Origin of the sequence: Paraliomyxa miuraensis (assembly GCF_026337845.1) — a bacterium.
Taxonomy (GTDB): Bacteria; Myxococcota_A; Polyangia; order Nannocystales; family Nannocystaceae; genus Paraliomyxa; species Paraliomyxa miuraensis.
On record NZ_JAOVZF010000158.1, the window covers coordinates 100803 to 124707 of the forward strand.

At 69.3% G+C, this 23905-nt stretch carries 18 protein-coding genes; 11 read left to right on the plus strand and 7 right to left on the minus strand.

Features of this window, described 5'->3' with window-relative positions; translation table 11 throughout:
- Positions 1-109 precede the first annotated feature (109 nt).
- Positions 110-1708 carry a GDSL-type esterase/lipase family protein gene (locus OEB96_RS29720; RefSeq protein ID WP_266220163.1) on the plus strand — a complete coding sequence of 533 codons (1599 nt, stop codon included), beginning with the start codon at positions 110-112 and terminating at the stop codon, positions 1706-1708.
- A 75-nt stretch (positions 1709-1783) separates the two neighbouring features.
- Entirely contained in the window at positions 1784-2743 is a 960-nt protein-coding gene (locus OEB96_RS29725; protein WP_266220164.1) for a hypothetical protein, read from the plus strand.
- A 239-nt stretch (positions 2744-2982) separates the two neighbouring features.
- On the opposite strand, the gene OEB96_RS29730 is transcribed toward OEB96_RS29725, so the two are convergent.
- Both OEB96_RS29730 and OEB96_RS29735 read right to left on the minus strand, forming a co-directional pair.
- A complete protein-coding gene (locus tag OEB96_RS29730) occupies positions 2983-3720 on the minus strand; it encodes a CAP domain-containing protein (protein WP_266220165.1) in 738 nt (245 codons plus the stop codon).
- A 179-nt stretch (positions 3721-3899) separates the two neighbouring features.
- Positions 3900-5768 carry a DUF4215 domain-containing protein gene (locus tag OEB96_RS29735; RefSeq protein ID WP_266220166.1) on the minus strand — a complete coding sequence of 623 codons (1869 nt, stop codon included), beginning with the start codon at positions 5766-5768 and terminating at the stop codon, positions 3900-3902.
- A 260-nt stretch (positions 5769-6028) separates the two neighbouring features.
- Here OEB96_RS29735 and OEB96_RS29740 point away from each other — a divergent pair, with 260 nt between their 5' ends.
- Genes OEB96_RS29740 through OEB96_RS29750 form a run of 3 tightly spaced genes read left to right on the plus strand, consistent with a single transcriptional unit; the run spans position 6029 to position 10265 of the window.
- On the plus strand, positions 6029-8875 hold the full coding sequence (locus tag OEB96_RS29740; protein WP_266220167.1) for a diguanylate cyclase: 2847 nt from the start codon (positions 6029-6031) through the stop codon (positions 8873-8875).
- The gene (locus OEB96_RS29745; protein ID WP_266220168.1) at positions 8872-9585 is read left to right on the plus strand and encodes a hypothetical protein; all 714 of its coding nucleotides are present in this window, start codon (positions 8872-8874) and stop codon (positions 9583-9585) included. The genes OEB96_RS29740 and OEB96_RS29745 overlap by 4 nt, the downstream gene beginning before the upstream one ends.
- A gap of 20 nt (positions 9586-9605) precedes the next feature.
- Positions 9606-10265 (plus strand): hypothetical protein, encoded by a 660-nt coding sequence (locus tag OEB96_RS29750; protein WP_266220169.1) that lies wholly within the window; start codon positions 9606-9608, stop codon positions 10263-10265.
- A gap of 25 nt (positions 10266-10290) precedes the next feature.
- Here OEB96_RS29750 and OEB96_RS29755 read toward each other — a convergent pair whose 3' ends face one another.
- The 4 genes from OEB96_RS29755 to OEB96_RS29770 all read right to left on the minus strand — a co-directional run bounded on the left by OEB96_RS29755 (position 10291) and on the right by OEB96_RS29770 (position 14002).
- A complete protein-coding gene (locus OEB96_RS29755; RefSeq protein WP_266220170.1) occupies positions 10291-11589 on the minus strand; it encodes a tetratricopeptide repeat protein in 1299 nt (432 codons plus the stop codon).
- Complete coding sequence (locus OEB96_RS29760; RefSeq protein WP_266220171.1) at positions 11586-12173, minus strand: RNA polymerase sigma factor; 588 nt, start codon at positions 12171-12173, stop codon at positions 11586-11588. The genes OEB96_RS29755 and OEB96_RS29760 overlap by 4 nt, the downstream gene beginning before the upstream one ends.
- A 107-nt stretch (positions 12174-12280) precedes the next feature.
- Positions 12281-13525, minus strand: coding sequence for a hypothetical protein (locus OEB96_RS29765; protein ID WP_266220172.1), 1245 nt, complete (start codon positions 13523-13525; stop codon positions 12281-12283).
- Positions 13526-13528: 3 nt separating this feature from the next.
- On the minus strand, positions 13529-14002 hold the full coding sequence (locus OEB96_RS29770; protein ID WP_266220173.1) for a hypothetical protein: 474 nt from the start codon (positions 14000-14002) through the stop codon (positions 13529-13531).
- A gap of 237 nt (positions 14003-14239) precedes the next feature.
- On the opposite strand from OEB96_RS29770, the gene OEB96_RS29775 reads away from it, so the two are divergent.
- Genes OEB96_RS29775 through OEB96_RS29790 form a run of 4 tightly spaced genes read left to right on the plus strand, consistent with a single transcriptional unit; the run spans position 14240 to position 19745 of the window.
- Positions 14240-14815, plus strand: a complete 576-nt coding sequence (locus OEB96_RS29775) for a cellulose binding domain-containing protein (RefSeq protein WP_266220174.1) — start codon at positions 14240-14242, stop codon at positions 14813-14815.
- A gap of 32 nt (positions 14816-14847) precedes the next feature.
- Entirely contained in the window at positions 14848-15585 is a 738-nt protein-coding gene (locus OEB96_RS29780; protein WP_266220175.1) for a hypothetical protein, read from the plus strand.
- Positions 15582-17936, plus strand: a complete 2355-nt coding sequence (locus tag OEB96_RS29785; RefSeq protein ID WP_266220176.1) for a glycoside hydrolase family 9 protein — start codon at positions 15582-15584, stop codon at positions 17934-17936. The genes OEB96_RS29780 and OEB96_RS29785 overlap by 4 nt, the downstream gene beginning before the upstream one ends.
- Positions 17937-17963: 27 nt before the next feature.
- Positions 17964-19745: a hypothetical protein gene (locus OEB96_RS29790; protein ID WP_266220177.1), complete on the plus strand. Its 1782-nt coding sequence runs from the start codon at positions 17964-17966 to the stop codon at positions 19743-19745.
- 128 nt (positions 19746-19873) lie between these two features.
- Here the strand turns inward: OEB96_RS29790 and OEB96_RS29795 are convergent, their stop codons facing one another.
- Positions 19874-20893, minus strand: coding sequence for a sigma 54-interacting transcriptional regulator (locus OEB96_RS29795; protein ID WP_266220178.1), 1020 nt, complete (start codon positions 20891-20893; stop codon positions 19874-19876).
- A gap of 350 nt (positions 20894-21243) precedes the next feature.
- Here OEB96_RS29795 and OEB96_RS29800 point away from each other — a divergent pair, with 350 nt between their 5' ends.
- The gene (locus tag OEB96_RS29800; RefSeq protein ID WP_266220179.1) at positions 21244-22611 is read left to right on the plus strand and encodes a GH1 family beta-glucosidase; all 1368 of its coding nucleotides are present in this window, start codon (positions 21244-21246) and stop codon (positions 22609-22611) included.
- A gap of 110 nt (positions 22612-22721) precedes the next feature.
- The gene (locus tag OEB96_RS29805; protein ID WP_266220180.1) at positions 22722-23873 is read left to right on the plus strand and encodes a glycoside hydrolase family 5 protein; all 1152 of its coding nucleotides are present in this window, start codon (positions 22722-22724) and stop codon (positions 23871-23873) included.
- Positions 23874-23905 lie beyond the last annotated feature (32 nt).

Below are 23905 nucleotides of genomic sequence, written 5' to 3' on the forward strand. Positions count from 1 at the left end.
CCCGGGCTCTTCGAGCGAGCACGACCAGCCCCACGGGACCGGACCGAACGGGTCCTTCGGTCGCGCTTGGCGGACGCCGCGGATGCCGGTAATTGATGGTGGTCTCGCCGTGGCCGCCTTGCTGAGTTCTTCGTCTCCCACCGCTCGTCTCGAGGCCGCCCGTCGGTGGACCGCGGGGGGGCTCCTGTCGCTTGCGCTTGGATGTGGCGAGGCCGAGGGCACCGAGCCCGTCGATCCCGTGCCGAGCCAACCCTCCGCGGTTCGGCGCGCGCTCGCGCAGGAGCCACGCGGACCAGCCACGGCGTTCGCGATGCGTCGGGCCGGTGACGGAGCCGAGCGCAGCGCCACGTCCGGAGCGAGCGACGAGGACGGGTCCAATCCCGCGGCCGTCGCTTCCGCCCCGCTCGTGGTCGTGCTCACCCACGACGCCGAGGGCAAGCCATTCACCGACGCCTCGCACACGAGCCCCGGACTGCCCCCCGATCATCCGCATGCCGAGCCGCGCGCCTTCCAGCCCGTCGAGGATCCCAAGGGCGTGCTGGTGCCGTTCTACCAGGCGCTCGCGCGTACCGACGCCAAGCAGCCCGGCGCCATCACTCGAGTGACCCACCTGGGCGATTCCTCGATCGGTCACGACGGGCTGCCGCATGCGATCCGTACCCGCATGCAAGATCGCTTTGGTGACGGTGGAGCGGGCTTCGTGCTCATCGATCGCACCGAGGACACCAACTACGGCTCGAAGGTGGCGACCATCACCACGGCGCAGCCGTGGGAGACCTGCTTCCTCACCAACCTGTGCAAGCGCGATGGCTACTATGGCCTGGGCGGCCACACGTTCTGGGCCAACGGCGAAGCCACCAGCACCGTCGCCACGATGAACCACGGCGCCTATGGCACCACCGCCTCGCACATCGAGCTGTGGTACATGGCGCAGCCCCGCGGCGGGCGCTTCAAGGTCCGCATCGATCGCAACCCGGCCGAGGTCGTCCCCACTCGCGCCGATGCGGTGGAGGATCGCTGGCATGCGATCGACGTGGAGCCTGGAGCGCACTCCATCACGATCTCCGCCGCGGGCGGCGGCCAGACCCGGGCCTATGGGCTGGTGCTCGAGACCGATGGCCCCGGTGTGGTGTGGGAGTCGGTCAGCATGATCGGCGCGTTCACCAAGCGCCTGCATGGGTTCGACCACGACCACATCGCGGGCCAGCTCGCCCACCGGGCCCCCGATCTGCTCGTGCTCAACTTCGGCGGCAACGATCTGCGACGCATGGTGTCCAACCAGGTCTCGCCCGCCGGCTACGAGAAGGAGTACGGCGAGGGCCTGCAGCGACTGCTGACGCAGCAGCCGCTGCCCTGCTTGCTGGTCGGGGTGATCGATCACGGCCGCTCGGGCAGCTACGACGTCGCCCCCGCCGTGGTCGACACGATGATCGAGACCCAGCGCAAGATCGCCTTCGAGCATGGCTGTGCCTTCTTCGACACGGTGGCTGCGATGGGTGGCTCGGGCTCGCTGCGAAAGTGGCGGCAGCGATCGCCGACGCTGGCCGAGCCCGACCTCAAGCACCTCAACGGACGTGGTCGCGATCTGATGGGCAACCTGATGTACCAGGCGCTGGTGGCCGGCTACGAGTCGTTCCGCCACCAGCAGGCTCCATCGACGCCGCCCGACCCGCCTCGAGCCAAGTCGACCACGAGCGTCGCGCAGTAGCCGATCGACGGCCAGCCGTGTCCCCCCGGCTCGGGATTTGCCTCGGTGGCCGACCGAGGTCACCTTTGTTCGTATATGCCTTGTCACTCACGCTCCTTGCTTGCGCTGTCGTTGCTGTTGGGGTCTGCCTGCCACACCGATGCTCCAGGTCTCGGGGGTTCTGCGACCTCACCCGAGGACACCGAGACCGAAGGCGCCACGGACTCCGCCACCGGTTCCACCCCCGACGACACCGTCGATCCCGATTCTTCGGGCGGCGACGATGACTGGACCGAGATCTGCGATGGTTCCGAGGGGCTGCGCCTGGCGATGGTGCTCGGCGGCGGCGGCCTGGTGGCCAACGAGCTCGAGCGCGAGCTCGGCTTCTACTACCTCTATGTGTTGGGTACCTGCGAGTACTTTGCATTGCCGGCCCACGCGAACGTGCCGTGGCCCGATGCGCACCGTGGAGTGCTCGACGCCGAGACCGAGGAGCAGCTCTCGCGGGCGATCGACTACGGGCACCTGGCGGACGTCGCTGGCTCGTGGGGCGCGGCAGACGTGGCCGATGGCTCGACGCTGTCGGTGAGCGACGGCACCCACACCGCCCATTGCCAGGCCGGCTGCGGGGATGGCCCGCCGGCCGTGCAGGCCCTGTGGAGCGAGCTCGGCTGGATCGACGCGCTGTGGGAGCAGGGCGAGCCGCTCGACGGAGCGATGCGCGTGTCCGTGATCGGATGGAGCGACTCCACCGTCGACGAGCTCGGTGCGACGTGGCCGCTCACGGTCGACCCCTGGTCGCTGGCCCTCGACGGCGACGTCGACCCGGCGCCGCAGGCAGGGGACTCGATCCTCGTCGAGGGTGCCGATGCCCAGACGCTGCGCGAGCTACGGCAGCAGTACCGCACCGACACTCAGCCCGACGGTCTCATCAACTCGCTCACCGCCTACGGTCACCTGACCTTCAACGACGCCACCGGCCAGGACCTGTTCCAGCTATGGATGCGCGACGCCCTCCCCCTCGAAAACCCCCACGGCCTCATCCCCTTGCCCTAACCAAGACTCCGAGAGGAAGGACTCCCCCCGAGGCCACCAACCAGAAGACTCCCCCCGCGAGGCCACCAACCAGAAGGACTCCCCCCGAAGCCACCAACCAGGAGGGCTCCGCCCGACCGCCGGGAAGGGGGCCCCGGGACGGCTTTGCCGGCCCGGGGGAAGGGCTGCGAAGCCCTTCCCTAAAACGTAGTAGTAGTCCGCAAGATCCGAAGCTCCTCCGGAGCTTCGGATCTTGCGGACTACGGCGCGAAATTCTGATTCGACCACACCCCGCCGCCGTTGCTCGAGAACCCGCAGGCGACCTTGGTGTAGTTGGTGCTCGACATGTTGATGTAGTGGCCGTGGGCCGAGAACGGCTCGCCCGGGCCCTCGTCCCACATGGCCTGAAGGCATCCGCTGATGATCTGCTGCTCGGAGCCCCAGTTCGGGCAGGTGTTCTGCGCGTTCTCACCGCAGCTCCCGAAGTTGCCGTGGGGACCGCCGCCGTTCTGATCGGCCGCGGACTGGTCGTCGGTGCAGGCCTCGGCGGCGTTCCAGCGCACGAGCGGCGGCAGGCACTGACACTCCCAGCGGAACTGGTTGATGCGGTCGACGCAGTCCTGCTGGATGTCGCCGGTGCTCGGCGGAGGCGCTGGCGCGCACCCGGGGATCGGCTCGGGCAGCGGGCCCATCTCACAGCCCGACATCTCTCCCGTGGTCGTCTCGTCCCCACCGCTCGAGTCGTCCATCACGGTGCCCGTGTCCACGGAATCGCCGCTCGAGCCCATGGGGCCGCTGGTGCTCATGGGGCCGCTGTCGGAGGTCGACCCATTGCTGGCATCACCCGGCGCCGACGCATCCCCGGGACCCGAAGGCGAGCCCGAGCTGGCCATGGTGCCGGTCGAGTCGTCGCCGGTGGAGCCATCGCCCACGTCCAGCGGCCCCACGTAGCAGCCCGCCATCGCCCCCACCACGACCACGAATCCCCAGCGTCGCATCGGACGGCCAGTAGACCACGCCCCGCGACCGCCCGACAACACGTCGCGCAAGCCCTACGGGCTCATCGCCTTCGAAGTGGGGGCGTCGAACCGCAACGGCAGTGGTCGGGCATACGCAATCGATGCGATGGAGCCCAACGACCCCCCGTCGACCGCGATCGCTCGGGGGGCGATGTCGCTTAGGGGATGTACACGATGATGCACGACGCGGGGCACATGTCATCGTCGATGAAGTTGCCGTCGTCGCAATCCTCGTACTCCTCCTGCACGATCCCGTCGCCGCAGTACTCGCCGAGCACGCAGCCCTCGTCGCACTCGCCGTAGCCTCCGTCATTGACGCCGTCGTCGCACTGCTCGCCCAGCGACACGATGCCGTCGCCGCAGGTGGGCAGGCACTCGCTGCGCGAGGTGTCGAAGCCCGAGAGCGTGAGACGGAACGACGAGCCCTCGGTCTTGCGCTCGGCGTGGAACACGTTGACGCGGTAGGCCTCGCCGTGCTCGAGCCCAAGGGTCGCCGCGGTCGCCGGCCCAATGGTCACCGTGCCGTCGATCGGCACGTGGATGCCCCCGAGATCCACCGCGAGGGTGCCGTTGACGAACACCCACACGTCGTCGTCACCGGTGAAGTCGAGCACGGCCGGCTCGTCCTCGTCGTAGATGAACCAGTAGACGATCTCGCTGGTGAAGTGGAAGTTGTGGGTGACGTTGTTGCCGAGCACCTCGCTCTCCCATGGCCAGCCGGGATAGCCGTACTGCTCGGGGATGCGCGCGGCCGACTTCTCGGCGCCGACGTCGTCGACGGGGAAGAACAGCGGCGTGCCGTCGTACTCGGTCATCGTGACCGAGCACCCCGAGGTCATGTCCCAGTTGCAGGGGACGCAGCCCATCATCTCGCACTCCTGGTAGGTCGGCGCGACCCACTGGTAGTTGGAGTACGCCACGAACTGCTCGCCCTCGGGGCCGAAGCGGTTGACGAAGCCGCCGCTTCCGTTGGGAAATAGCGGGATCGACGAGTACACGGTGGTGTTGGTCCCGGGCACGTCGCGGTACCACTGGTCGAAATTCGGCTGCGTGGCACAGTTGGCCGCCGCCCACACCGGCTTGATCTCGGCGTCGAGGAGGGAGCCGACCATGCCCATGGTGGCCTTGGTCGCCGCGCTCACCGGCGGCGCGCCGTCGGTGATGCAGCCGTAGCCGTTGCCGGGCTCGAAGTCGGCGTGAGCGCTGGAGAAGTCGCGGTAGATCGCGTTGACCCGCAGCACGCACTGGTCGCCGATCATCTCGCAATCGTCGCTCTGCCCGCAGGTGAAGCCGGCCTCGACCTCGCATGACGACGAGCACCCGTCGCCGTCGATCGCATTGCCGTCGTCGCAGGCCTCACCGAGCACCAGCCCGTCCCCGCACTCGGAGCTGCACGGCCCCTGCGGGGGGCACTGCGGTTCCTGCTGGCAGCGCTCGTCGCAGCCGTCGAAGGGGTGGTCGTTGCCGTCGTCGCAGCTCTCCGCGCCCTCCTGGATCCCGTCGCCGCAGGTGGTCTCGGTACAGACGCTGGTCGGCTCGCCCTCGCACTTGTAGCCGATCTCCACCTTGCACAGGTGGGAGCAGCCGTCGCCGTCCTCGAAGTTGCCGTCGTCGCACAGCTCGGGCAGCACCACGAAGCCGTCGCCACACACCGCCACCTGATGGCACGGCTGCCCAGGGGGGTTGCAGGAGTAGCCGGGGGCCACCGACTGGCAGTCGGCCGAGCACCCATCCCCGTCCTCGGTGTTGCCGTCGTCGCAGGCCTCGTCCTCGGTGAGCTTGCCGTTGCCACAGGTCCCCGGGGTGAAGCCCGTCTCCGAGCCCGCGGTCTCGTCCGCCGAAGTCGAGTCCTCGGTGTCCGTCCCTCCCGTCGTCAGGGTGGTCGGACCCTCGGTCCCGGTTCCGAAGCCGTCGAGACTGGGCTCGAGCGTGCATGCGGGACCAAGAGCAAGGACGAGGCCAAGGGCGAGGCCAAACCCAAGACCAGCAACGGAGGCAGGAACGGTGCGCAACGACGAGGCTTGCATGACGGCGTTGCAACGGGGCGCCAGTCGTAGGAAAATCGATGAAAATTTCATGAACGCTCGATCCCACGCTTGGGGGGCCCGTTCCGGGGGATGATCGATTCGACCCGCACGGAAGGGATCGGTCCAACCCGCTCCCGGCGCCACCGCCCAGTAAACTCTGTTACAGGTCCGACCCGAAGCTGGTCGACTTCTTGCAACGCACGCGAGTCCACGAAGTCACGGCACGGAACCATGAAGGAGCCGCGCCCAATGGAGGTCCAGTGTCCAGTGGTTCCAGGCAGCACGTGGTGCTCGGTCTCCTGACCGATGCCCTGGATGCCACGTATCAGAGCACCGTGCTCCGGGGCGCCGCCGAGGCAGCCCGCGAGCACGGAGCGGGGTTGCGCTGTTTCGCCACCGGAGTGCTGCGCTCCTCTTTGCCCGCCTCGGCCCAGCGCAACGTGCTGCTGGACATGGTCGGACCCCACAACGTGGATGCGCTGATCGTGATGGCCGGCGCGCTGGCCAACGAGGTGGGCATCGAGGCCCTCGACGACTACCTGGGGACCTACCGCTCGCTGCCGATCTGCAGCGTTGCGGTAGAGCTGCCCAACGCCTTCAGCGTGCTGGTGAACAACGAGGGCGGGGTGTGGTCGGCCATGCGGCACCTGGTGGAGGACTGCCAGCGCCGCCGCGTGGCGTTCGTGCGGGGGCCAGCGACCAACGCGGAGGCCGAGAGCCGCTACCGTGCCTACCTCGACGCCGTCGCGCGCCTGGGGCTCCCGATCGAGCCGGCGCTCGTCGTCCGCGGCGACTTCACCCGGGCCTCCGGCGCGGTTGCGGGCCAAGCGCTGCTCGACTCGGGCGCGCAACCCGATGCGATCCTGGTGGCCGACGACCTGATGGCCATGGGCGTGCTCGACACGCTGATGGCCCGGGAGATCGCCGTGCCCGAGGACGTGGCGGTCGTCGGGTTCAACGACATCGAGGAGTCGCGGTTCGCCTCGGTGCCCCTGACCACGATTCGACAGCCGCTCTACGAGCAGGGCAAGCGCGCTGCGCTGGCGCTGTTGGCCACCCTGCGGGGCGACCCCCCGTCGGGCCGGATCGTGCTGGCCACCGAGCTGGTCAAGCGTCGCTCGTCGGGGCTGCGGCACATCGCCCGGGGCGACGAGCCCGAGGCCTCGATCTCGGCGCTCGGAACCGCGATCGAGGAAGCGCTGACGACGCGCCGCGAGGAGGCGCTGGCGGAGATGCGCCACGCCCTCGTCACCCCCGTGCACAGCGTGGGCGCCACGTGGGCCCCGCGGCTGCTCGATGCCTTCACCCACGAGCTGACCGGCAACGCCCCCGGCTCGTTCGCCCAGACGGTGCGCGAGGTGGCCAGCCACGCGCTCCGCGTCAACACCGACGGGGCGAGCCTCCAGGACGTGATCTCCATCCTGCGACGGGAGACGCTGTCGTGCATCGCGGCGAGCGATCGCGAGCGGCTGCAGGTGGAGAACCTGTGCGAAGAGGCTCGGATCACCATCGCCGAGCTGGTCGAGCACGCCCAGGCCCACCAGCGCCTCCAGGTCCAGGCCTGGGCCCGCAGCCTGGGCCAGACGATCACCGCGCTCATCAGCACGTTCGACGTGGTCACGCTGGTCGAGGGGGTGGCCGAGCAGTTCCCCCGCCTCGGCATCAACAGCTGCTACCTGTCGCTCTACACCAATGGCACCAAGCGGGCTCGCCTGCTGCTCGCGCTCGATGCCTTCCGCCCCACGCTCAAGGTCGAGGGTCAGCCGGAGTTCGACGCCCGCGACCTGGTGCCGCCGGGGCTGCTCGGCGTCGAGCCGCGCACGTTCGTGGTGGAGAACCTGTTCTTCGGCGAGGAGCAGCTCGGTCTGGCCCTGTTCGAGTTCGGACCGCGAGAGGGCGTGATCTACGAGGCGCTGCGCGATCAGATCAGCGCGGCGCTCAAGGGCGCGCTGCTGGTCCAGGAGGTGCTCGAGAAGGATCGCGAGCGCCAGCGACTGATGCAGGACCTCGAGGCCCGCGCGCGACAGCTCGAGCGCGCCTACAAGGCGCTGCAGGAAGGTCAGCGCCGCATGCTGGTCTCCGAGTCGATGTCATCGCTCGGCCAGATGTCGGTGCGCTGCCGCCCGCTCGCGGAGCTCTACGCCGACATCCTGGGGCAGCTGGCGAGCCTGCTGGGCAGCGAGCACGCGTTCATCGCGTTGCTGCCCGCCGCGGAGCGCGTGTCGCTCCTCGACGCGCCCGTGCTCGTTGGTGAGGCCGGCTCGCCATCGCTGACCGTATTCGCCCGCTCGGGCCGCTTCTCCGACCAGCGCGCGGTGGACGATCTGCCTCCGTCGCTACGGCAAGCCATCCACGAGGTCGTTCGTACCCACCAGAGCGCTCGCCTCGAGGATGGCGTGGTGTTGCCGCTGGTGGCCGGCGAGCAGGCGCTCGGGGTGGTCTACGTGGAGAGCGGCGACGTCACCACCCACGATCTCGAGCTGCTGGGCACGTTCGCCAACCAGGCCACCGCCGCGATCAACAACGCGCGGCTCTACCAGATGGCCGCCCAGGACCCCCTCACCGAGGTCCACGCGCGGCGGTTCTTCGATCAGTGGATGCCGCGCGAGGTGGAGGCCGCGCTGCGAACCCGTCGCCCGCTGGGGGTGCTCATGGTCGACATGGACGACATGAAGAGCATCAACGACAACGGCGGCCACCTGGCGGGGGATCGCGCCCTGATGGCGGTGGGCCGGGTGCTGCGGAGCGCCACCCGTGACCACGACGTCATCGCTCGCTATGGCGGGGACGAGTTCGCCCTGATCTTGCCCGACGGCGATCGCGAAGGGGTCACCATCGTGGCGCGACGGATCCTGGGCAACGCGAGCATCGAGATGATCGAGGGGGTGGGCCAGCTCCGGTGCAGCCTGGGCGGGGCCACCCTGGTGCGCCCGCCCGATCCGCTGACCGACATCGGCACTCCTCTCGACTCCCGGCTCGTGCACGCCATCGTGGAGCAGCTGGTGGGAGCCGCCGATGAAGCCCTGTACGAAGCCAAGGCCAGGGGTGGAGCCGAGCTCGGGACGGTGCGCGAGGTTGGCTGGCCAAAGGAGCTGTTCGAGGCATGAAGTCCAAGACACGACGAGCGGGGTGGGTCCTGGCGTGGGTGCTGATCGGCTGCGGCGACGAGGGAGCAGACGATGCCGGGCTGTTCGGGGTCTCGGCCACGAGCACCACGGCCAGCAGCGGCCTGACCACGGCCGGCCCCACGACCATGGCTGGCACCACCGACGACACGGGTGAGACGGGCGGGGTGAGCACCTCGACCACGGGGCCCGTGGTCGACGAGACCACGTCCTCGGTCGACTCGGGCTCGACCACCGCGAGCATGGAGAGCTCCGGCGATCCCACCACCGGCTCCACCGGCGATCCCACCACCGGCTCCACCAGCGACGCCTCCACCAGCGGTGACACCGGCCCGGGCATGTGCGGCATGGTGCCCCCCGGCATGGGAGCCTGCCCCGCGGCATGCACGGGGGGGTGCGCAGGGGGAACGTGCACCATCCTCTGCGGCGTGGCGCAGTGCAGCGGGGGCAGCATCACCTGCCCCAACGGATGGCCGTGCGTCATCGACTGCACCGCCGACAACAGCTGTGCCAACGCCACGATCCAGTGCGGAGACAGCGGCTGCGAGCTCACGTGTGCGGGAATCAATTCCTGCCTCAACAGCACGATGCACTGCGGGCCGCAGGCATGCAGCGCATCGTGCTCGGGGGCCGCGGGCAACCTCGCCAACTTCGACTGCGCTGCCTGCTCATGCGAGAACATGGGCTGCTGAGAGCGGCGCACGACGTCGCCATGGCCGGCTGGCTGGCCCTCGTCGGCGGGGGCTGCAGCCAGGAGTTCGTGATCGGCGTGTTCGGGGACGGCTCGAGCGAGGCGACCACGGAGACGGCCACCGACGAGCCGAGCACGGGGCTGTCTGGTGACACCACGTCGGTGACGGCCGGATCGGGCTCCATCGATGGAAGCGACGTCACGACCACCGGCTCCACCGGTGACGAGACCTTGGCCGTCGATTCCACCGGTTCCACGGATGGCTCCACGGATGGCTCCACGGATGGCTCCACGGACAGCACCGCGAGCGACAGCACCGGCCCCGCCGAGTGCCCTCCGGTCCCGCCGGGCATGGGGGCGTGTCCACCCGAGTGCACGGGGGGCTGCTTGGCGGGGATCTGCACCATCGTGTGCGCGGAGGCGGAGTGCAACGCGGGGACCGTCGTCTGCCCCGACGGCTGGCCTTGCGTCGTGGATTGCACCGCCGACAACAGCTGCGCCAACTCCACCATCCAGTGTGGAGACAGCGGCTGCCAGGTCACCTGCGCGGGGCTCAACTCGTGCCTCGCCAGCACCGTCGTCTGCGGGCCCCAGGCGTGCAGCGTCAGCTGCTCGGGCACCGCCGGCACGCTGGACGTCTTCGAATGCGCCGCGTGCTCGTGCGAGAACGTCGGGTGCTAGCGATTTAGAGCGCTCGCACCCGAGCCTACGGCGTGGGCTTGCCGAGCTGATCGGCGTAGCGGCTCGAGGGGTAGCGCTCGCGGAACGCCTCGATCGCTTGCTGGAGCTGTGCTTCGCGCCCGAGGGCCTGCAGCGCCTTGATGCGGCCGATGTACGCTTCCTGGGCCAGGGCTCCTGCTCCCCGATCGAGGTAGCGCTGGAACCACTCGAGCGCGGTGGCCGGCTTGCGCGTGTCGAGGTAGAGGTCGCCCAGCGAGACCATCGCGGCGTGACTGGCCGGCAGGTCGGCATGGTGACGCACCAGGCTCTCGTAGTGGGAGATCGCAGCCGCGCGATCACCTGCGGAGCGGCTGGCACGGGCCTTGGCGAGCAAGGTCTTCGCGTCGGGCGGCTGGACCGCAGCGGGCTTGGTTCGCCCACGCACGGCGCCTGCCTTCAGCACGTGGGCCGCGCCCTCGGCATCGCGAACCTCGACCTCGCCCCGGGTGACCTCGACCCGTGCGCGCCTCAGGTCGTACACCGCGGTCTCCATGGTGACGGGGCTCGACACGTCGTAGCGCTCGCCGGCGATCTCCACGGTGAGCGCCCCGCCCACGATCGGCCCCGGTGCATCGATCGTGCCCTCGCCCTCCATGATCGTGATGTGCGGCTCCTGCTCGTGGACGTCGAGCCGAGACCCCTGCCGAAAGCACGCGGTCGTTCGTTCCACGCCCACGCATCCCCGATCGGAATCCACCGTCACGACACCGCTGACCGCGGCCTCCGCCACCAGCGACTGACCCTCGGCATCCAAGAGGCTTCCCGACGCGACCCGCACGCGCTCGGGCGCCACCACGGACTCGGGCTCCGGCTCGGCGACCGTCGACGCGGGGGCAGGGCGCGAGGGAGACGCGGTCTCTTGCACGCCCTGGGCCTGCACGACCTGCGCGCCGCCACCCTCGCTGACCGGCTCGCTCGCTCGCGTGCCCAGCCACGTTGCGATCACGACCGCCGCGGCCACGGCCAACCCCGTGACCGTCCACCGCCTCTTGGCCGAGGTCGGCGCGGACCCTCGGGCTGCCGTCGCGTGGATGCGGGCGGCGAAGACGTGCTGGACGGTCGCGTCGACGAGAGGGGAGTTGGCAGCCTCCTCGTCCTGCCAGTCACCTTCGCCGAGCCGAGCCAAGGTCGAGAACAGCTCCGCTTCGGCCTTGGCCGGTGCGGAACGAGGAGTGAAGCCCTCGAGGAACTCGCGGTCGGCCTCCGACAGCGGTTCCTCGACCGCATCGGCGTCGGTGAGCCGGCGCCAGCGTGCTTCATCGAAGTCTGCGGCGTTCTTGTTCATGAAGTCCTCGCCACGGGCTTGGTCCCAAGGTTGAGGTCTCGCTGGATCAATCGGCGGAGCTCTTGCCGGGCCTTCTTGATGCGAGACAGCACGGTGGGCACTGGCGCCTCCGTGAGCTCGGCGATCTCCGAAATGGTGTGGCCGAGCGCATGTCGCAAGATGATCGAGAGTCGTTGGTTGTCGGGTAGCTCACCGAGATAGTGCTCGAGCGGTCGTGGCAGTGACTCGAGCATGGTGGTGTGCATCGTGGTCTGGCGCGTGTCGTCGTGCTCGTCGAGGCTGCGGGCTCGTGTGTTGCGAGCCTTGCGGACGTAGCGAATCACCGCACGACTGGCCACCTTGCGGATCCAGTGATCGAGCGCTCCCGTACCGCGATAGGTGGGCGCGGCGTCGAGCACGTCGATGAGCGCGAGCTGCAGCGCATCTTCTTGGTCCACGGGATCGTGAGCGATGGCCCGGGCCACCTTGCGCACCACCGGAATCGCCCGACGAACGAAGCGCTCCGCCGCCGCCGGATCACCACTGCCCGCCGCCGCGGCCAGAGCCAGGTCGGCCTGGTGCGGTGCAGGTCGGGCGTCACTCACGGGTGACTCCCATGTGGCATTGGCGAGCGCCGTCACTCGCGTTTCCAGGGGGATCGACCGTCGACGAGTTGATGAAAAAACTCCGAAGTCCGCACGTGCGTCCACGCTCAGAACACGTAGGACAAGCCGGCCCGAAGGAACGCGGCGACCACATGGGGGGACAGGCGGGATACACGACGGCCGTCCTGGGATACCACGAGGTCGGCGTTGAGAACCCTTAGATCCGCACGTGCGTGCACCACGAGTCCCAGGCCGCGCCAGACCGCCACCCGCAGGCCAGCGCCTGGCGCCACGGCAGCGCGAATAGCGCTTCCCGAGCGACCCGTGACCTCGGGGGTGCTCTCCACCCGCCACCACATCGGCTCGAGGACGAGCGCGAGATCGAGCAGCGGCCGCAGCCTACGCCCCGGACGAAAGCGATAGCCGGCCCCCACGTGGAGCGGCAGTCGCCACACCGTGGCCACGGGGACCTCATCGAGCACGGCGGGGCTCGAGAGGCTGGCGCCCAGCTCCGTGGTCACGTGCACCGGCCACTCGACCTCGAGCCCCAGGCCCGCTCCGCTCTGCCACGGTGCCTCGCGGGCCAAGTCGCCCCCGGCGTACACCAGCGAGAGTCCCCACCGAGGCCGCGGTGGCGGAGGCGGAGGAGGCGGGGTGGGCTCGGGCTCCGGTTCCGGCTCCGCCGGGGCCGGCTCGGGCTCGGGCTCCGGCTCCGGCTCCGGCTCCGGAGGCGAAGTCACCTCGGCGGCATCCATGCCCGGCGGAGCGCCGTCCCCCATCCACAGGCTGATGCCGCGCAGCATCGTCCCCAGCGACTCCAGCAGCTCGTCGGGATCGGCAAACGGCGGCAGCTCGCGGGTCCAGGTCGTGCCTCGACGGGGCTCGAACAGGTAGAGCCGCCGCTCTTCGTCTGCGCCCTCGATCCAGAACACGGCCAGGACCTGCGGCGCGCCGGCGAAGGTCGAGGCCCAGCTCAGCCGCTCGCTGGGGTGCTCCACCTCCTCGAAGGTGGCCACCCGATACTTCAGCCCGGTGTCGGCGAAGTGCCCCGCAAGCACTTGAGTCAGGGCTTCGCGCTCGATCGAGGTATCGTCGCTCGCGATGCCCACCACCACCTCGATCCGGGGAAGGGGCGTCGGCGTCGACTTGGGGCCCGTTGGCGTCACCTCGACCGTGCCCGACGGCGTCGTCTCGTCCGAGGTCGTGGTCCCCTCCGAAGTCGTCGGCGTGGTCTCGTCCGGACCGGCCGGCGTCGCCTCATCCGGGCCTGCCGGCGATCGGGGATCAACCTCCGCCTGTACCCCCTCCGGCGCGAGCAACCGCGCCACCATCGCTGCGACGAGCTGGATCACGCCTCAGTCACGGGGTCCCGAGCATACGCTGTCACCCCGAACCGGCACACCCCCATCGCGCGACGCGCTGCTCGTGGTGGATTCCAGGCGTGGCACCAGGCCGGCGAGCACCCGGGCTGCGATCCCTTCGACCTGCGAGCAGCCGTCGATCTCGACCCGCACGTCGGGCTCTTCGGGTTCTTCGTCCTCCCCGGCCTCACGGCCGCACAGGTACACCAAGCACATCCCTTGCCGTCGAATCGCGTCTCGCTCGGGCTGCGTCAGGACCGTACACGTGGTCACGACGTGGGGACGGGTCCGCGACTCCGGCAGCTGGAGACGGAGCGCATCCAGCCAATCGTGGGAGATCCCCAGCCTTGGATCGGCATCGTCACCGACTCGAAACCGTAGGCGATCGCCGTCGACCACGGTGGCATCGATGGCCCGCCCCAACGCGCGACCAATCGAGTGGACTCCCAGCGCCGTCGACCCGAGCATCACGACATCCATGATCGAGCACTCCGTGCAAGCAAGCGCCGGTCCACCCCGCGATCCCTGGGGTTGCCGGGCTGGGACTCGAAACCCGCCTCCAGCGGGGAACGATCCGGCCCTCGCGGGAAGCATTCGTTCCGTCGCGGGCCAATTCGTTCGGGGGGGTGCGCAACCGAGTCGCCCCTCGGTGCACCAAACCGGGACTGGCATGGCCTGTGCTTGTGCCCATCGCGGAGGATGACGATGTTACGGGTCCGTACCGCTGCGCTGGTGCTCGTTGCCCTCGGGTGGGCCTGCAAGGACGACGGGGCCGACGATGCCGGCCTGTTCGGCGACGGGATGCCCAACCCGACCACGCTCGACGACGGTGACCCGCCCGGCTCGAGCACCGGGACGACGGGAAGCGAGGACGATGCCCCGCCCCCTCCCCCACCGCCACCCGCCACGACGACCGGCGAGGACGACACCACCGCGGGCGTCGATCCGGGCACCGACAGCAGCGGGGGCTCCACCGGCATCGATGACGGCAGCAGCAGCTCGAGCGACGACGGCGACACCTTCAACGACGGTACGCTCGACGTGCAGGTCGTCAACCAGTCGATGTTCATGCAGGGGCAGTGCGACGACGTGTTCGTCACCAACATCTCCGCCATGTCGGTGACCTGGGAGGTCGAGCTGCCCCTGCCCGGGACCATCGACCAGGTCTGGAACGCCGAGGTCGTGGAGATGCCTGGCTCCGGGGTGTTCACCGGGGTCGCCTTCAACGCCACCATCGATCCGGGCGCGCAGGCGATGTTCGGCTACTGCGTCCTCTACTGATGATTGCTCGGGAGCTTCGAATGGGTCGACCGATGAGACGTCCGTACGCACGCTGGGCGCTTCCCCTGAACACCCTGCTGGCGATGTCGAGCGGGGGCTGTGAGCTCGGGGGCTCGCAGGCCCCCGAGGCCAACGCCGTCGGTGCCTTCGACCTCGGCGGCTGCACGCTCGAGGCCGTGGTCGAGGACTCCGAGGACAACGACCACCGCATCCTCGAGCGCTCGGGACGCGGCGGCTACGTCTATGCGTTCCTCGACGAGGCGGGCTCGACCGTCGAGCCGGTGGCCGGGCGCCTCGGGGGCACGTTCTCGCAGGCCGAGGGCGGAGCCAACGGCTCGATGTACGCGGCCCGCGTCCACGGCACCCTCGCCAACGGCTCGATCACCTTCGCGGGCTATGGCCTGAACTTCGTCGATCCCAAGGGTCCCTACGACGCCTCGGCCTACGACGGCGTGGCGTTCTTCGCCCGCCGGGGCCCCGACTCCGCCAGCACCATCCGGCTCAAGGTGCCCGACGCGAGCACCGATCCCGACGGAGGGATCTGCACGGAGTGCTTCAACGACTTCGGGGCCGACGTGGAGCTCGAAGAGGAGTGGCAGCAGTACGTGTTCCCGTTCGATCGCCTGGGCCAGCTCGCCGGGTGGGGCTCGCCTCGCCCCGGCTCCATCGACGCGTCCGCAATCTACGGCCTGCAATTCCAGGTGAACTCTCCGGGCGCGAGCTTCGACATCTGGGTCGACGACGTCTCCTTCTACGGGTGCAAGCAATGACCAACGTGCTGGACCAACGCGCCGTGCTGTGGCTGGCCCTGCTGGCGCTCGCGTGCAATCGCGGCGATCACAAGCCCTCCACCGCTCCCGAAGGCGATGCACCCGCCGTGATCGCTCACGGTCCACCTCCGGTGATCGAGGGCGATCACAACCTCATCCGCAACTCCAGCTTCGACGACGGCAGCGCCACCCCCTGGAAGGCCTCGGTGTCGGGGGCCGCCCGCGGCCAGGCCAGCGTGCGCGACGGGGCCTACTGCATGCAGGCCGACGCCGCAGGCGAGATCTCGTGGGACCTGCAGCTACGCCACCGCGCACTGCCGCTGCAGCGCGGGCACGCCTATCTCGTCGAGCTCACGGCCCACGCCAGTCGGGCCGTCAAGGCGCGCCCACGCGTCGCGCAGGTGGGCCCTCCCTACCAGGAGTACTGGGCCAGCACCATCGAGCTGGCCACCACGCCGCAGCGCTACACGGGTCACTTCGAAATGCGCGGCGACGACGACTCGCGCGCCGAGCTGACCATCCACCTCGGCGGACCGCTCGCGGGAGAGGGAGCGCTCGAGGTCTGCATCGACGACGTGGTGCTCGCCGACCCCGAATTCGAGCCACCGCCTCCTCCCGACTACCTTCGCGCCCCCACGATTCGGGTCAACCAGATCGGCTACTTCCCGCGGCAGCGCAAGCGCGCCGTGTATCGCAGCCCCGATCGCGAGCCCGCGACCTGGGAGCTGGTCGACGCGGCCGGTGCGGTGGTCGCCACCGGCAAGACCCAGCCGCTCGGTGACGACGAGCCCTCGGGCGACCCGGTGCACCGCATCGACTTCTCCTCGGCCACCGCCACCGGCTCGGGCTTCCGCCTGCGAATCGGCGAGGAGCAGAGCGATCCGTTCGCGATCGCCGAGGACATCGCACACGCGCTCAAGTACGACGCGGCCGCCTACTTCTATCACAACCGCAGCGGCATCGCGTTGACCATGCCGTACGCCGGCGACCCCCAGTGGACGCGACCGGCGGGGCACCCCTCGGATGCCAAGGTGGAGTGCCTGCCCGAGCTCGGCTGCGACTACACGGTGGATGCCTCCGGCGGCTGGTACGACGCCGGCGATCACGGCAAGTACGTGGTCAACGGTGGGATCTCGGTGTGGACCCTGCTGCACTTCTACGAGCGCACGACCAAGCTCGGCGGCAAGGCGGCGGCCGTGGCCGATGGCACGTTCTCGATCCCCGAGAGCGCCAACGGAGCGCCCGATCTGCTCGACGAGGTGCGCTGGGAGCTCGAGCTGCTGCTGCGCCTGCAGGTGCCCAAGGGCAAGAAGTGGGAGGGCATGGCCTTCCACAAGCTGCACGAGCAAAAGTGGTCCGACCTCCCGCTTGCCCCGCACGAGGCCAAGGCCCCGCGCTATCTCCATCGGCCCAGCACCGCCGCCACCCTGAACCTCGCCGCGGTGGCGGCCCAGGCCGCCCGACTGTGGCGCGACGTGGACCCGGCGTTCGCCAAGCGCTGCGAAACCGCGGCCCGCCGCGCCTGGGCGGCCGCCGAGGCCAACCCCAACGTGCTCGCCCCGGGCAGCGACAACGTGGGCGGCGGGCCCTACGAGGACCTCGACGTCAGCGACGAGCGCTACTGGGCCGCGGTGGAGCTGGCGCTCACCACCGGCGACGCAGCCTTCGTGGAGGCCGCACGCAGCTCCAAGCACTACCTCGCGATCCCCGGTCCACGGCCCGACCAGGGCGGCCAGCAGTCGCCGATGAACTGGCAGCTGGTGCAGGCGCTCGGCACGATCTCGCTGGCCACGGTGGCTCCGGGCTCGACCCCGCTCGACGTGAACGAGGCCCGGGCCAAGGTCGTGGAGATCGCCCGCACCCACGCCGGTCGCATCGACGATGCCGGCTACTCCGTGCCGCTGCAGGCCGATGCCGGGGGGACCTACCCCTGGGGCTCCAACTCGCTGGTGCTGAACAACGCGCTCTTGCTGGGTCTGGCCCACGACCTGACGGGCGAGGCGCTGTTCCTGCACGGGGTGATCGACGCGTTCGACTACATCATGGGCCGCAACCCCATGTGGCAATCGTACGTCACCGGCTACGGCGCCAACCCGCTCGAGAACCCCCACCATCGCTTCTGGGCCCGCCAAAAGGACGAGTCCTACCCGCCGCCGCACCCCGGCGCGGTCTCGGGCGGGCCCAACTCACGGCTCGAGGATCCCTACGCCAAGTCGGTCGGGCTGCCCGGATGCCCGCCACAGAAGTGCTTCGTCGATCACATCGAGTCGTGGTCGACCAACGAGATCACCATCAATTGGAACGCCCCGCTGTTCTGGGTGACGGCGTTCCTCGACGAGCGCGCGCGCTGAGCCGCTCGAGGCGGCAGAGCACCTGTCATGTCCAGCATCTTCGTCTCCGTTGCCCTCCTGCTGAGCCCCGGTCCGGCCGACACCGCGGCCGCCGACTCCACCGCCGAGCCGTCGCCGGAGGCCTCCGCCGACGGGACCTCGGTGGAGCTCGCGTCCCCCGAGGACCCCGTGGACACCGAGCCCGTCGTGGACGATCCCCCGGTGGAGGCGGGCTCCGGTGCGTCACCCGCCGGCGACGTACCCGTGGTTCCAATGGACGACATCGCAGGATCGGCGCTCCCGGCCTCGCGCCCCGGCACGTTCCCGGGGCCGGGCGGCTCGCGCAAGAAGAAGGGCGAGGGCGGCGGCCGGCTGCTGTCGTCTCGCGGCGGCGGTCCGGATGCCGGCGGCGGTGACTGGGGCTTCATCTTCAACGGCTACCTGCGCGCACCCATGCGCATCGGGCTCGGCGAGCGCGAGATGCCGGCCGAGGGCCAGCACGCCACCACCTTGCACAACGCGGTCGTGCCCGACGACCAGTACCTCGGCTACCAGTACACCCTGCACAACCCGCGCGACTGGGCCGAGCTCTACCTCGGCTACGGCAACCAGGTCGCGGCGGGCATGGTCTCGATCCAGGGCTTCAACTTCACCGATGCCGCGTGGAAGGAGAACAACGCCCAGTTCGGCATCGCCCAGGCGTTCGTGTCGCTGACCCCCAAGCTGCCCGCCAAGTCGCTGCGGCTGTCGTGGAAGGTCGGCTCGTTCGACAATCGCTACGGCCAGGCCGGGCGCTACGACGCGGGAGAGCTCGACACCTACGCGTTCGGTCGTACCCACGGGATGGGCGAGGCGGGTCAGCTCGACATCCTCGTCAGGGACTTCACCATCAGCGTCGAGCATGGCCTGGGGACCACCCGGCCCGACCCCCGCGTGTTCAATGCGGCGCGCTTCACCTTCTTCCACCACGCCCACCTCGGGCTCGCCTACCAGAAGAAGGTGGAGCTCGGCGGGCACTTCCTGCAGGCCATCGCGCGCGAGGAGGACCGCCTGGGAGCCGAAGCCGACGCGAGCTTCGTGCCCAACCCTCCCGATGGCTCGATGACCGTGTTGGGCCCCGACCTGCGCATCAACTGGGGACGGCTGGGCTACTACTACGCCGCGTTCTCCTACATCCAGGCTCGCCACGCCCGCTCGGTGGGGCCGAGCATCGAGGTGATCCACTCCAAGGGCGCCGGACAGTTCACGTTCGGCATCATCGACAACTACCTCGAGGGCCCCACCCAGCAAAGCGGCGGCAACGGAGAGATCTCCAGCGTGATCGTCCAGGCCGAGAACAGCGTGCAGCGGATCCGCAAGGGCGACCAGTGGTGGGGCGAGGGCATGGACTTCGGGATCAAGCTCTACGGCATGCTCAACAAGATCCGCAGCGACGACCCCGACGCAGACGGGATCACCAAGATCAAGTACGGCATCGACGCGCGCTTCGACGCCCTGCGCTGGTTCGGAGTCGCGACCCGCTACGATCGCGTACAGCCCAACTCCAACATTCCCGAGCAGTCGTTCTCGGTGGTGTCGCCGCGGCTCCTGTTCCGCACCAACTGGATCACGCGCGAGGAGATCTCGGTCCAGTACTCGCGCTACATCTACAACCAGCGCGAGTGCAGCCCCATGGGCGACCCCTTGCTGTGTGCGCAGCCACCCAGTGCCCCCGTGCCGCCCGCGGGCTTCGGCGCCACGCCTGGCAACCAAGACATGGGCAATCGCGGGGCCCCCACCCGCGTGCCGGATCAGAACGTGGTGTCGATCCGCGCGACCTTCTGGTGGTGAGCGGCAGACGGACCACGAAACGATGCCGACGACAGGCCCGCTTGCAGGCGGACCCGAGTCGTCGGCTCGGGTGGCGTCGGCCCGGGCAGCTCGAGCCCCAGGCCTCGCTCAGCCGATCATCCCAGCCTTCAGCTCTGCGACTTGTGTCCCCGGGCCCGGATCAGCCGGAAGTACCGGCTGCCCACGCCCGACGACTGTGCGGCCTGGGTGAGGTTGCCCCCCGTGCGCTCGAGCGCGCGCTGGACGTAGCGCTGCTCGAATTCCGCGAGGATGCGTCGGCGTGCCTTGGGCAGCGGCAGGTCGAGCTCGAGGATCTCCTCGAACATCCCCCCGTCCCCGTCCTGCGTGGTCACCACGCTCGACATGGCCGGGGGCGCCACGCGATCGCGTCGCGACGCATCCTCGAACCACGCATCCTCGCCCAGCGCGAAGCAACGCGCGACGGCGTTGTGGAGCTCGCGGATGTTGCCGGGCCAGTCGTGGCGGGTGAAGGCCTCGAGCAGCCGCTCCGATGGCTCCGAGCCGTCGCCGGCCACGCGCTCCCAGAACGTGCGCACGAGGTATTCGAGGTCGCCGTGGCGCTCCCGCAGGGGCGGAAGCTCGATGCGGGTGACCGCCAGACGATAGTAGAGATCGTCGCGGAACTTTCCCTGGCGAACCATCTCGCGCAGGTCGCGACGCGTGGCGGCCATGAAGCGCACGTTCACCTTGATCCGCCGGGTCGATCCCACGCGCGTGACCTCCGAGCGCTCGAGCACCCGCAGGAGCTTGGCCTGCAGCTCGATGTCGAGATCGCCGATCTCGTCGAGCAGCAGCGTGCCACCGTCGGCGTCTTCGAACAGGCCCCGGCGCGCCTCGGTCGCGCCCGTGAACGAGCCCTTCTCGTGCCCGAACAGCGTTGCCTCGGCCAGGCTCGATGGAATCGAGGTACAGTCGAGCACCACGAAGGGGCCCTTGCTACGCCGCCCTTCCTCGTGGATCGACTCGGCGAGCAGCTCCTTGCCCGTGCCCGTCTCGCCGCCGATCACCAGCGGCAGGTCGGAGTCGGCCAGCCGCCGGCACAGCGGGTAGATCCGCTGCATGGCCTGGCTGCGGCCCACCACCCGTCCAAACGAGCCTGCCGTCGAGGCATCGATCCGCTCGGGCACCGGTTCGACTCGGCTCTCGGATGCCGGTGAATGGGTTGGAATCATTGGCGAACCGGCCGCCAGCGCACCCGACAAGACGCTCGCATGGAGCGAGTCCCCCGACCACCGCGCTACCGCGTTGAGCTCTTCCTGCATGCGTCTTTGCTCTCCTTTACAAATGGGGAACCGCACCTCGAAAAATTGATGATTCTTTTCCGCCCGGACGCGATCATTCCCCACGACGGGCCATGCAACGCGGCCGGAGCCCACGACCCGGAAGCAATCGATCCGGTCCACGCCCGACGCGGACGAAATCGCGTCGAGATCCGCCCCATCACTTTGCGCACGATTCTTGCTGAGTGGGCAAGTCGATGAAGACCCGCGCCTTTCCTGGCGGCTTCGTGTGGGGCGCCGCCACCTCGGCCTTTCAGATCGAGGGTGCCGCCGATTCCCGAGGCGAGTCCATCTGGGACGAATTTTGTCGGCGCCCCGGCGCCATCGAGGACGGCTCCGATGGCCGTAGAGCCTGCGAGCACGTGCAGCGCTTCGAGCACGACGTGGCTCTGATGCGCGAGCTGGGCCTTGGTGCCTACCGCTTCTCGGTGAGCTGGCCCCGCGTGCTCCCCACGGGCCGCGGTCAGCTGAGCGAGCCGGGGCTGGACTTCTACGACCGTCTCGTGGATCGCCTGCTGGCCGCCGGGATCACCCCCTTCGTGACCCTCTATCACTGGGATCTTCCGCTGGCCCTGCAGCGCGAAGGTGGCTGGACGGCGCGCTCGACCGCCGAGGCGTTCGTCGACTACGCGCGGATCGTGGCCAAGCGACTCGGCGATCGAGTTCGACACTGGGTCACCCACAACGAGCCCCGCGTCGCCAGCATGGTGGGCCACCACCTGGGGAGGCATGCCCCCGGCACCCAGGATGCTCTGGGAGCGCTCACGACCAGCCATCACCTGCTGCTCTCGCACGGCTGGGCGGTGCCCGAGATCCGAGCGCTCGTGCCCAAGGCCGAGGTCGGAATCACGCTCGATCTGGCCCCGATGCACGCCGCCACCGCGGCGTCCGAGCACCAGAAGGCCCGCCGGCTCCACGACGGACACTTCAATCGATGGTTCCTCGATCCCGTGTTCGGCCGCGGCTACCCACGGGACATGCTCCGCCACTTCGCCGAGCGCGAGGTCGTGCCCGCATCGGGCCTGCCAGCGGTACTTCCTGGTGACGAGGACGCCATCGCGGTCCCCATCGACTTCCTGGGGATCAACTACTATCGCCGCAACGTCGTCCGTACCGAGTCGTTCCCCGAGCCGGAGGACGAGGAGCTGTGGGATCCCTCGGCCCCGCTCTCCGAGCGCACCGAGATGGGCTGGGAGGTCTACCCCGAGGGGCTGTGGGAGACCCTCGTGCGGGTCCATCTCGACTACGCCCCCAGCGCCCTCTACGTCACCGAGAACGGGGCGAGCTACTCCACCGGGCCATCCGAGGACGGCTCGGTGCCCGACGTGCTGCGACTCGACTTCCTGCGCACGCACTTCCAGCAGGCTCACCGAGCCATCGAGGACGGCGTGCCCCTGCGCGGCTACTTCGTGTGGTCGCTGCTCGACAACTTCGAGTGGGATCGCGGCTACACGCAGCGCTTTGGGATCGTGTGGGTCGACTACGAGACCCAGGAACGACGGCTCAAGGACAGCGCGCTGTTCTATCGCCGTGTGATCGCCGACAACGCGGTGCCGGCCGAGTGAAAAACCTTCATCGATCCATCTGCTTCACCGCCCCCTTCCGAGTCGTGGACATGCGCTCCGAATGCCGAACATCCGACGCCAGCCCGCGCCCACGACGTGGGCTCGGAGCGTTGGCGCCGCTGCTGCTCGGCACGCTGGTCGGCTCGTCGATCGGCGGGGGCTGCACGGCTCCAGGCTCGGGTGAGGACGAGACGCTGAGCTCGGACACGATCACCGCCACCTCGGGGCCGAGCTCGAGCGCCAGCGAGCCCTCCACCGACGGCTCGCAGAGCGAGACCCAGGGATCCGCCGACGAGACCGCCGAGGGCGGCCCCACCGACGGCATGCCTCCCGACGTGCCTCCCGTGATCCCGGGCGGCTACTACGTCGAGGGCAACGCGATCTACGACGACCAGGGCAACGTCCACGTGTTTCGTGGCGTCGCCCGCCCCTCGCTCGAGTGGAACAACCAGGGCGAGGGTCTGAACCCCCAGGACTACCAGTTCATGGCCAGCTGGGGGACCAACGTGGTTCGCATTGCGCTGAACCAGGGCTTCTGGCTCGAGGGCTCGGTGGCGTACGCCCCTGGCTACCCCGAGACCGTCGATCAACAGATCGACTGGGCCCACGCGGCCGGGCTCGATGTGATCCTCGACCTGCACTGGTCCGATCGCGGAGACTACGGGGTCACCCCCGGTCAGCAGCGCATGGCCGACAACCACAGCGTGCTGTTCTGGGACCAAGTGGCCGACCGCTACAAGGACGACGGCCGGGTGCTGTTCGAGCTCTACAACGAGCCCCACGACGTGCCGTGGCAGGTATGGCGCGACGGAGGCGACAGCGGCGACGGCTTCACCGTGGTGGGCATGCAGACGCTCTACGACACGGTGCGGGCCACGGGCGCCGAGAACATCGTGATCGTGGGCGGGCTCGACTTCGCCTACGATCTATCGGGCGTGCCGGGTACACCGCTGAGCGGCTACAACATCGCCTACGCCACGCATCCCTACGACTTCGGCAACAAGCAGCCGGCCGCCTGGGAGGCCGACTGGGGGTTCTTGACGGCGACGCACCCGGTGCTCGTGACCGAGTTCGGCAGCTTCGAGTGCGGAAGCCAGTACGCCTCGGCGCTCATCGACTACGCCGCACAACGCAACCTCTCGTGGACTGCCTGGGCCTGGTATCCCGGCGGCTGCGGCTTTCCTTCTCTCATCACGGACTGGGCCGCCACGCCCAGCGAGGTCGGGCAGGTCGTCCGCACCGCCCTGATGGCGGGCGGCTAGACCAGCTCATGCCGGTGGCTCGATCAACGCAC